The organism is Streptomyces sp. NPDC031365, assembly GCF_055569765.1.
The window spans coordinates 479,453-489,667 of the sequence record NZ_JBVIIM010000001.1 but is presented as its reverse complement, the minus strand read 5'-3'; the positions used below and the strand labels follow the sequence as shown (position 1 = coordinate 489,667).

The window sequence follows — 10,215 nt, the reverse complement described above, 5'->3', positions numbered from 1 at the left end:
CCTCCTCCCCCCCCTCCTATTGTCGTCTATCGGTCCGTCGCCAGGCTTGTTTCCCCCCCCCCCCCCCCCCCCCAGGACGGGACGGGAAGGGGCGGCGGGGGCGAAACCCTTGCTGCCCCGCACCCCCGCACCCCCGCACCCCCGCACTCCCGCACTCCCGCACTCCCGCTCACCCTTCGCCCCCGTGCCCGCACCCCGCTCAGCCCTCGCCCCGACCACCCTCCGCGAAGCGAATCGCGTCGCGATACACCCGCGCCGCCGCCCGCAATGCCGCCTCCGGATCCACCCCCGCCGCCTCCGCCCGCGACGCCAGCGCCAGCAGCTCGTAGCCGACCCCCTCACCCGCCGGCACCGGCACGTCCAGTCCCGCCGTCCGCGCCCGCGACGCCAGCTTGGCCGCCAGCGCCAGCCCCGGCTGACCCAGTGGCACCCCCTCCGTCACCGAACTGCGCCGCTTCTCCTCCGCCTTCGTCCGCAGCCAGTGCGCCTTGACGTCCTCGGGGGTGTCCGCCGTCGCCTCGCCGAAGACATGCGGGTGCCGGTGGATCAGCTTGGCCACGATGCCCCCCGCCACGTCGTCGACGGAGAACGGCTCCTCCGGGTGCTCCTCGGCGATGCGGGCATGGAAGACCACCTGGAGGAGTACATCTCCCAGCTCCTCCCGCAGCTCGTCCCGGTCACCCTCCTCGATGGCCTCGACGAGTTCGTACGCCTCCTCGATGCCGTACTTCGCCAGGCCCTTGTGCGTCTGGCGGGACGACCACGGACACTCCGCCCTGATCCGGTCCATGACCTGCACGAGGTCGAGCAGACGGGCGCCCGGCAGATCGTAGGAGGCGGGCAGCAGCTCCAGCTCGGGCATGCGCACCCGGCCGGTCCCGGCCAGCCGCGCCAGGCCGTCGGTCAGCGCGGGCTCGCCCTCCCCCGTCGCCACGACCACCACCGTCCGCCCGCCGGAGCAGACGTCGACGATCTCCTCGGCGGTCGGCGAGGCCTCCTCGACCGGTATGCCCGCCTCCCGCAGATATGGCAACTGCGGGTGCGCGCCGTCCGCGCACAGCACCCGGTCGGCCGCGTGCAGGAGCTGCCAGGCCGGCCAGGACAGCAGGCCGGGTGCGACGCGGTGGCTGGTGGTGAGCAGGACGACACGGCCGGGGCCGCCCTCCGGCGTCGGTGCGGGGCTGATTGCGTTCACGCTCCGAAACTAGCCCACACCACCGACAGCTCCCGAGTCGTCCACAGGCCCGGTAGGCGCGGGCCGGTTGCCCACAGGCCCGGTGGGCGCGGAGGCGTTGTCCACAGGCGCGGTACGCACAAGCCGGCTGCCCGCCGCCCCCGCCCCCGTCAGAGGCCCTGCGGAGCCACGGAGGCCGCCGTGACGTCCCGTACCCACGGCGTCTTGGCGTCGACCCGGCTGCTCTTCTGCACGTCCCAGTCGCCGTAGCGGGGGTTGAGATCGACGTCGAGATCCTTGCCCGCCTCGGACAGCGCCTGCCAGAACTCGGGCCGGCTGGTGTCGGTACCGAGCCGCTGGGCGAGCTTCTGGGCCTGAAGCTGGAGGCGGAGGTTCTCCTTGAGCCGCTGCGGCGGGATGCCGTACTGCTGGAGCCAGGCGGCCTCCAGCGCCTCGGCGCCACCGGCCTGCTGTTCCAGACCGGACCGCATCTGCTGGATCTCGCGGTCCCCGACCGTGACGCCGGCGTCCTGCGCGGCGCGCTCCAGCACCCGGTCCAGGACCATGCCGTGCAGGGTGTCCCTGGTCAGGCTGCCGGTCCGCGCGATGGCCTGCTGGTACTGCGCCTCGTCCGGCACCGCCGCCCGCTGGGCCGCCCGGACCTCGTCGACCCGGTTCTCCAGCTGCGACACGGTGATCCGCTCCCCGCCGACCACGGCCGCGGCACCGGGGTGCGCGTCGCTTCCGCAGGCGGTGAGCAGGGGAGCCGCCGCGGCGATCGCGGCGGTGAGGAGGAGCGCGGTGCGACGGCGGCGGTGCAAGGAGACCTCCTGAGAAGAGCTTGTGCGGCGGTGCACAAAGTCTTGCGGTGATCGATGGTAGGCATCGGCCAAGCTCTGGCCAACCCATTCGACCAACGATTCACGGCGACTTCCGGCACCGCCGCGCCCTCGCGGTCCGGCCTTACGGCCTCTTTGTGGCCTGTCGTCCCGCTATCCGCCCCTCCGTCCGCCCGCCCTTCCGCCTGTCCGCGGGCCCGCTCTTCCCGTCTAGCCGCGCACCTGTCCCAGCCACTGCAGGGTCCGGCGGACCTCCGCGGCGAGCGGATGCCCGGGGCCCTGGACGCGCTCCACGTCGTGCAGCAGCCGGGCCAGCGTGTCGTGCGCCGCGGCCCGGTCGCCGAGGGCGAGCAGCAGATGGCCGATGCGGCGGCGGACGTCATGGGCCAGCTGCGGGTCACCGGCTGCCACGTACTGGTTCTCGTAATACGCCAGCAGCGCCCGGTACTCGGCGAGCGCCGCCGCCGGTTCGCCGAGCTGTTCCAGGCACTGGGCGGCCTCGTAGCGGTAGCGCAGCGCCTGCGGGTCGGCCTGGCCGGCCTCGGTGGCGCGTTCGTCGGCGAGACGGCGCAGTTCGGGCAGGGCGCGCCGGTACTGGCCGTCGTCCAGGAGCGTGGCCGCGTACTGCTTGCGCAGGGTACGCACGACCGGGGAGTGCTCGCCGTGCTGGTCGGCGGCGACGGGCAGGATCGAGCCGAGGATGTCGACGGCCTGGGTGATGCGGCCCTCGCCGAGCAGCCGCTTCACCTCATCCACGGCGGCGGCGACATCCGCCTTCTCCGCCGCGGGTGCGGTCGGCGCGGCGGGGGCCGGCTGGGGCGCGGGTGTGCGGGCGCGGTCCGGCCAGGGGGCGTGCGGGCGCAGGAAGGGGCGGGTCGGGTCCAGGGGTGCGCCGGTGGGTGCTCCCCGCGCGGGGAGCAGCTGCGCCAGGTCCTCGTAGACCTCCTGCGCGGAGCCGGGGCGGTGCTGGGGGTCCTTGACGAGCAGCCGCAGCACCAGAGCCTCCAGGCTCTCGGGGACAGCCGGCCGTATCCGGCGCACGGGTACCGGCGGCTCGTACAGGTGGCGGTGCAGCACGCCGAGCGCCGTCGAACCGGCGAACGGCACGTCGCCGCTGAGCAGCTCGTGCATCAGCACCCCGAGTGCGTACAGGTCCGTGTACGGGCCGACCGCGCCGCCCATCGCCTGCTCGGGGGCCATGTAGGCGGGCGAGCCGATGGGGGTGCCGGTGTGGGTCAGCCGCGTGGTGTCGGCGTCCATGACCGAGGCCACACCGAGGTCGAGCACGGTGACGGTGCCGTCCTGCTTCACCATCACGTTGCGCGGCTTGAGGTCGCGGTGGACGATCGGCACGGCGTGCACGGCGCTCAGTACGGCGCACAGCTGCGCGGCCACCGCCACCGCCCACTGCCACGGGTACGGGTCGTGTTCGGCGAGGTGGTCGCCGAGGTCGGCGCCGTCGACGTACTGCATGACGAGGAACAGTTCCTCGCCCTCGCTGCCCGCGTCGTGGACGGTGACCAGGCCGGGATGGTCGACCTGTGCGGTCACCCGGCACTCGCGCACGAAGCGCCGGCGCAGTTCGTCGGCCTCCTGCCCGGCCACCTTGTCGGGGCGCAGCAGCTTGACCGCCACCCGCCGGTCCAGCCGTTTGTCGTAGGCCGTCCAGACCTGTCCCATGCCGCCCTGTCCGATGAGCGTGGACAGTTCATAGCGGCCGGCGACGACACGTCCCGTCGTCACGCTCACCTTCCGCCTTCGCTGTTGCCCTGCTGTCCTTGCTGCCCGTCCTGCCGGCGCAGGTAGTCGCTGAGTTCGTCGAGCTCGGCACGCACCTGGTCGATCCTGGCCGGCGCGGGCCGCTGCGGCGGCTGCGGCTGCGGCTGCGGCGGTACGGGGGTGTGGGGGGCCTGCGGCTGCGGTACGGGCGTGGACGCGTACGGCGAAACCTGCTGCGGGTAGCCGTACGGGGTGTGGACGCCCGGGGCGTGCATCGTCGTGGAGTGCGGCGACAGCGGCACCTGGGCCGCGTACGGGCCCTGCCGCCGGTGGAAGCGGATGTCCACGATCAGGAAGTACGCGGTGGCGGCCGCGCCGAGCGTCAGCATCACGAACACGGCGAGGTCGGTGCGGTAGTCCGACTCCGGCAGCGAACCGGCCACCGCCCCGCAGGCGATGGCCAGCGGGATGCTCACCCAGGCCGCCGCCCAGTCGAGGGTCCGTCCCCGCAGGAACGCGACGCGGAACAGCGGCACACAGGCCAACAGGCCGCAGCAGAGGAGTCCGGCGGCGGCGTACAGCACGCGCTGCGTGATGACCGATGCGCCGCTGGGGGTGGGCGGCGCCGCGCCGTGGCCGTACATGACTGCTCCTGGACAGGTGTAGCCGATGGGAACTCGGAGTCCGAGCGTATAGGCCCGGGGCGACAACCGGTCCCGTGATGTACCGAACCGTTGTCGTCGCGAAGCATCCGGGGTGGACGGTCAAAGGCTCCACCGGGCTCAGTCGGGCACGATCGTCCCGTCGGTCAGGCCGTCGTACATGCCGCGGAGGAGCTGTTCGCCGAGCCGGCCGGCCTGTCCGGCGAGCACGTCGTGGTCGGAGAACACGGGCACGCGCGCCTGGCCGCCGTTTCCACCCGCACGACGGATCACCAGGGCGTTCCCGCGCGCCAGTTCGCCGTTTCGGCGAACTCCGGCGACTCGGAGGGCGGTTCCACCGACGAGGGCACCTCCGCGTCCGTGCGGCGGCAGTCCGGCGGGACGAAGGCGGACGGCAAGTCCGACGCGAAGGCCGCCGAGGACAAGGGCGTCGAAAAGGCCTGCACCGAGGCGGACGGCCGGTGGCGCGTGTACGCACCCCATGGCCTGTCCCACGTGTTCAGCCTCGTCGTCCGGCCGAACCCGGTGCTCGCCCCGCGGTCGGTCTACGAAGCGAAGGCGGCACGGTGGCGGGGGCAGTGGCCCGAACCGACCGTGCTGGACTGGCCGGCCACCGGCACGGCGGCCGCGGAAGACGGCTGAGGCCGGCCGCTCCCGCCGTCGTCAGCCGCCGCACTGTTCCAGCATCATCCGCTTGTCCGGTGCGGTCACCGCCATCTCGTACTTGAGGGCGACCTGGGCGAAGCGGACGGTGTAGGCACATCGGACCTGCTTGTCGGGCGGCAGCCAGGCGGCGGGCCCCGAGTCGGACTTCGCCGAGTTGGCCCGGCCCTCGACCGGGAGCAGATTGAGGGCGTCGTTGGCGAGCTGCTTCCGCTTGGACTCCGACCAGCGCGACGCGCCCATCTGCCAGCTGTAGGACAACGGCACCACGTGGTCTATCTGCACCTCGGAGGCTTTCGCCTTCTTCCAGGCGATGTCCTTGCCCGTGTACGGGTCGTACAGGTCCATCGAGACGACCACACAGTCGGAACCCGAACGGAACTCGACGTTTCGACCGTGCAGTCTCAGCAAGTCGTTGCGCGTGTCGCATCCATTCCTCGCCAGCGGCACCCCGTCCGCACTGTCCATCCACGCATAGCCGAACTCGTCCCGTTCGTAGCCCGTCTTCGGGCCGCGGCCCTTGGTGGTCACCTTCTCGATCAGACCGACGGCCGCCGCACGGTTCTTCTCGCCGGTCACCGGCGCGAGGCCCGGTTCGGTGCCGTCCGGGTTGTCCAGCGGGCTGACGGCACGCCCGTCGGGTGCCGCCTTCCCGCCTCCGCCGCCGGCCGGGGAATCCGTCTCCTGTAGCCCCTCGCAGCCCGCCAGAAGTGCCACCGAGGCGATCACCGCCGGTCCCGTGCGCCGGACTCTCCTCCCCCACCCCATGTATCGCGTCACCGCGCCCCTCCCTCGCTCTTGTGATTCCTGCCCCGGCGCGGACGGACCGACGCCGGATCCCACCGTAACGAGCGACTGGTCCAGACCAGTCAGGACCTTTCCGGGCATTCATCGCAAACCGCGCGTATCGTCGGTACGGAGTCACCTCCGGAAGGAGCCTTGGATGGGCATCCTCGACAAGTTCAAGAGCAACAAGGCGGCACGCGAGAAGGGCCACCGGGCCTCGGACGCCGCGGAGAAGAAGATGAACGAGAGGACCGGCGGCAAGCACGAGCAGCACATCGACACCGCGCAGCAGCAGGCCGAACGCCGGCTCGGTATGGACCGCGACCGTCCCGACCAGCCGTAAGGCCTCGCGCACCCGTCAGGACCGTCCACGGCGACCACCGCCGTGGACGGCCGGCTGTCCGGGTCCTGGCCTCAGGAGCCCAGGACCGATGTCAGGAACTCCCCCACCCAGCCGAGCAGATCCCGTCCGACCAGTGGCTTCCCGCCCACCTTCGCGGTCTTCGGGCGCGGCACCAGCACCTGGTGGGCGGCCGGCTTGATGACCGTGCCGGGGTAGAGGCGCTTCAGGCGCAGCTCCTGCGACTCCCGCAACTCCACCGGCGCGAAGCGGATGTTGGTGCCCTGGAGCACGGCCTCCCCGACTCCGCACGCGCGGGCCAGCATGCGCAGCCCCGCCACCAGCAGCAGGTTCTCCACCGGCTCCGGCAGCTTGCCGTAGCGGTCGACCAGTTCCTCGCGTACGGCCTTGATGTCCTCCTCGCTGTTGGCGGAGGCGATCGCCCGGTACGCCTGGAGGCGCAGCCGCTCGCCGGGCGCGTAGTCGTGCGGGACGTGCGCGTCGACGGGCAGCTCGATCTTGACCTCGAGCGGCGGCTCCTCCTCGATCTCGCCCGTCTCCAGCTGGCGCCGGTAGTCCGCGACCGCCTCGCCGACCATCCGCACGTACAGGTCGAAGCCGACGCCCGCGATGTGTCCGGACTGCTCGCCGCCGAGCAGGTTGCCGGCGCCGCGGATCTCCAGGTCCTTCATGGCCACGTACATGCCCGCGCCCATCTCCGTGTGCTGGGCGATGGTGGCCAGGCGTTCGTGCGCGGTCTCCGTCAGGGGCTTCTCCGGCGGGTAGAGGAAGTACGCGTAACCGCGCTCCCGTCCGCGTCCCACCCGGCCGCGCAGCTGGTGCAGCTGGCTGAGCCCGAAGTTGTCCCCGCGCTCCACGATCAGGGTGTTGGCGTTGGAGATGTCGATACCGGACTCGACGATCGTCGTGGACACCAGCACGTCGAACTTCTTCTCCCAGAAGTCGACGACGACCTGCTCCAGCGCCGACTCCGACATCTGGCCGTGCGCGGTGGCGATCCGCGCCTCGGGCACGATCTCGCGCAGCCGGGCAGCCGCCCGGTCGATGGACTCGACCCGGTTGTGGATGTAGAAGACCTGGCCCTCGCGGAGCAGTTCGCGGCGGATGGCGGCGCCGATCTGCTTCTGCTCGTACGGACCGACGAACGTGAGCACCGGGTGGCGCTCCTCCGGCGGGGTGGTGATCGTGGACATCTCGCGGATGCCGGTGACCGCCATCTCCAGGGTGCGCGGGATCGGCGTGGCGGACATGGTCAGCACGTCGACGTTGGCGCGCAGCTTCTTGAGCTGCTCCTTGTGCTCGACACCGAAGCGCTGCTCCTCGTCGACCACGACCAGGCCCAGGTCCTTGAACCTGGTCTCGGTGGAGAACAGGCGGTGGGTGCCGATGACGACGTCAACGGAGCCCTCGCGCAGCCCATCCAGGACCGCCTTGGCCTCGGTGTCGGTCTGGAAGCGGGACAGCGCCTTCACGACCACCGGGAACTGCGCGTACCGCTCGCTGAACGTGCCGAAGTGCTGCTGCACCAGCAGCGTGGTGGGGACGAGGACGGCGACCTGCTTGCCGTCCTGTACGGCCTTGAAGGCGGCCCGTACCGCGATCTCCGTCTTGCCGTAGCCGACGTCGCCGCAGATCAGGCGGTCCATGGGGACCGTCTTCTCCATGTCCTCCTTGACCTCGGCGATGGTGGTGAGCTGGTCGGGCGTCTCCGCGTACGGGAAGGCGTCCTCCAGCTCGCGCTGCCAGGGCGAATCGGCGCCGAAGGCGTGACCGGGGGCGGCCATACGGGCGCTGTACAGCTTGATCAGGTCGGCGGCGATCTCCTTGACGGCCTTCTTGGCGCGCGCCTTGGTCTTGGTCCAGTCCGCGCCGCCGAGCCGGTGCAGGGTGGGCGCCTCGCCGCCGACGTACTTGGTGATCTGTTCCAGCTGGTCGGTGGGGATGTAGAGGCGGTCGCCGGGCTGGCCGCGCTTGGCGGGGGCGTACTCCACGACCAGGTACTCGCGGGTGGCGCCCTGCACGGTGCGCTGCACCATCTCGATGTAGCGGCCCACGCCGTGCTGCTCGTGGACGATGTAGTCGCCCGCCTCCAGGGTCAGCGGGTCGATGGTCTTGCGGCGCCGGGCCGGCATCCGGGCGCCCTCACGGCCGGATGCCTTCTGACCGGTCAGGTCGGTCTCGGTGAGGACGGCGAGCTTGAGCGCCGGGTCGACGAAGCCGTGGTCGAGGCAGCCGCAGGAGACGTGCACGACGGACGGAGTGATCTCGCCGAGGTCGTTGTCGAGGCGTGCGGCGATGCCCTCGCCGCCGAGCACCTCGACCGTGCGGGCGGCCGGGCCGTGGCCCTCGGTGACGAACACCGTGCGCCAGCCGTCGGCGAGCCAGCCCTTGGTGTCGGCGAGCGCCCGCGCGGTGTCGCCCCGGTAGGTCTCGGGGGCGTGCATGCCGAGCTTGATGGTGTCCGAGTCGAGGTCCTCGTCCGCGGCGAACGGCGACACCGACCACCACATCACGTCCAGCTCGCGGGCGCGGCCGCGGACGTCCGCGATGGACCACAAGGAGGCCGCGCCGACGTCGATGGGGGCCTCGCCGCCGCCGGCGGTGGCCGCCCAGGAGGCCTGCAGGAACTCGTGCGAGGTGGCCACGAGGTCCGAGGCACGTGTGCGCACCCGCTCCGGGTCGCAGACGACGGCCATGGAGCCCTTGGGCAGCACGTCCAGCAGCAGCTCCATGTCGTCGACGAGGACGGGAGCCAGGGACTCCATGCCCTCCACGGCGATGCCCTCGGCGATCTTGCCGAGCAGTTCGCCCAGCTCCGGGTGCTGTTCGGCGAGGACCCGCGCGCGCTCCCGTACGTCGTCCGTGAGCAGCAGCTCGCGGCAGGGCGGCGCCCACAGGCCGTGCTCGGCGACCTCCAGGGAGCGCTGGTCGGCGACCTTGAAGTAGCGGATCTCCTCAACGTCGTCGCCCCAGAACTCCACCCGGAGGGGGTGTTCCTCGGTGGGCGGGAACACGTCGAGGATGCCGCCGCGTACGGCGAACTCACCGCGCTTCTCCACCAGCTCCACCCGTGCGTACGCGGCGGCGGCGAGGGCCTCGACGATCTCGTTCAGATCGGCGCTCTCGCCCGTCCGCAGGGAGACGGGCTCCAGGTCGCCCAGCCCCTTGACCTGCGGCTGGAGCACGGAGCGTACGGGCGCGACGACCACGGAGACGGGGCCGGTCTCGGGGTCGTCGGGGCGGGGGTGGGCCAGGCGGCGCAGGATGGCGAGGCGGCGGCCGACGGTGTCGCTGCGCGGGCTGAGCCGCTCGTGCGGGAGGGTCTCCCAGGACGGGTACTCCACGACGCCCTCGGACGGGAGGAGGGAGCGCAGGGCCGCGGCCAGGTCCTCGGCCTCGCGGCCGGTCGCCGTCACGGCGAGTACGGGGCGGCCCGTGTCGCGGGCCAGGGCGGCGATCACGAAGGGGCGGGCCGCAGGTGGGCCGACGAGGTCGACGTGCATGCGGTTGCCGTCGGCGGCCGCGGAGATCGCTTCCGCGAGGGCGGTGTCCTTGACTACGGCGTCGAGCAGACCGTGCAGGCTCATTCGGGGCGCTTTCCCTCCGGGGGTGTGCAACACGACGGGCCCGACGCGCGCCGCGGGCCGGGGGTTATCCAGAGTACGTCGCTGCGGGCGCCGGGGCTGCGGACAACCGTCCGTCGACCGGTGAACGGGATTGCGGCTGACCCACCAGGCAGGCTCCGCACCCAGGGCACCCGGCCCACGCGCACCCGCCACACGACTCGGTGACGCGGAAGGGCAGGCCACGGCGACGGCGCCCCGGGGTTCACAGGCGGGCCGTGCCGCCGGGCCGGCTCGCGGGTGGGGGGTGGCGTGGCGCGCACGTGCCCGGGGGGGGGGGGAGGCCCCCCCACCCCCCCCTCCCGGGGCGGTCCCCCCCCCACCCCCCCCCGCTTGGATCGTCTGGGGCGATGGGGGTTCAGGAACTTATTCGAGCCGACAGGAAGGA

The 10,215-nt window shown here is 72.2% G+C and carries 7 protein-coding genes and 1 pseudogene; 2 read left to right on the top strand and 6 right to left on the bottom strand.

The features are described 5' to 3' along the window. Positions 1-199: 199 nt before the first annotated feature. The 4 genes from ACZ5C2_RS02315 to ACZ5C2_RS02300 form a co-directional block, all read right to left on the bottom strand. Positions 200-1,195 carry a nucleoside triphosphate pyrophosphohydrolase gene (locus tag ACZ5C2_RS02315; RefSeq protein WP_468785597.1) on the bottom strand — a complete coding sequence of 332 codons (996 nt, stop codon included), beginning with the start codon at positions 1,193-1,195 and terminating at the stop codon, positions 200-202. Between the two features lie 149 nt (positions 1,196-1,344). Continuing rightward, entirely contained in the window at positions 1,345-1,995 is a 651-nt protein-coding gene (locus ACZ5C2_RS02310) for a SurA N-terminal domain-containing protein (RefSeq protein ID WP_468785595.1), read from the bottom strand. 228 nt (positions 1,996-2,223) lie between these two features. Continuing rightward, on the bottom strand, positions 2,224-3,720 hold the full coding sequence (locus ACZ5C2_RS02305; RefSeq protein WP_468785780.1) for a protein kinase domain-containing protein: 1,497 nt from the start codon (positions 3,718-3,720) through the stop codon (positions 2,224-2,226). A gap of 38 nt (positions 3,721-3,758) precedes the next feature. Beyond that, positions 3,759-4,376, bottom strand: a complete 618-nt coding sequence (locus tag ACZ5C2_RS02300; protein ID WP_468785593.1) for a hypothetical protein — start codon at positions 4,374-4,376, stop codon at positions 3,759-3,761. Between the two features lie 465 nt (positions 4,377-4,841). On the opposite strand from ACZ5C2_RS02300, the pseudogene ACZ5C2_RS02295 reads away from it, so the two are divergent. Further along, positions 4,842-5,036, top strand: a pseudogene (locus ACZ5C2_RS02295) (nucleotidyltransferase family protein); the annotation flags it as partial. Between the two features lie 21 nt (positions 5,037-5,057). Here the strand turns inward: ACZ5C2_RS02295 and ACZ5C2_RS02290 are convergent. After that, positions 5,058-5,825: an HNH endonuclease family protein gene (locus ACZ5C2_RS02290; RefSeq protein WP_468785778.1), complete on the bottom strand. Its 768-nt coding sequence runs from the start codon at positions 5,823-5,825 to the stop codon at positions 5,058-5,060. A 175-nt stretch (positions 5,826-6,000) separates the two neighbouring features. Here ACZ5C2_RS02290 and ACZ5C2_RS02285 point away from each other — a divergent pair, with 175 nt between their 5' ends. Beyond that, positions 6,001-6,186, top strand: a complete 186-nt coding sequence (locus tag ACZ5C2_RS02285) for an antitoxin (protein ID WP_468785591.1) — start codon at positions 6,001-6,003, stop codon at positions 6,184-6,186. 71 nt (positions 6,187-6,257) lie between these two features. Here the strand turns inward: ACZ5C2_RS02285 and mfd are convergent, their stop codons facing one another. After that, on the bottom strand, positions 6,258-9,791 hold the full coding sequence (gene mfd / locus ACZ5C2_RS02280; RefSeq protein WP_468785589.1) for a transcription-repair coupling factor: 3,534 nt from the start codon (positions 9,789-9,791) through the stop codon (positions 6,258-6,260). Positions 9,792-10,215 lie beyond the last annotated feature (424 nt).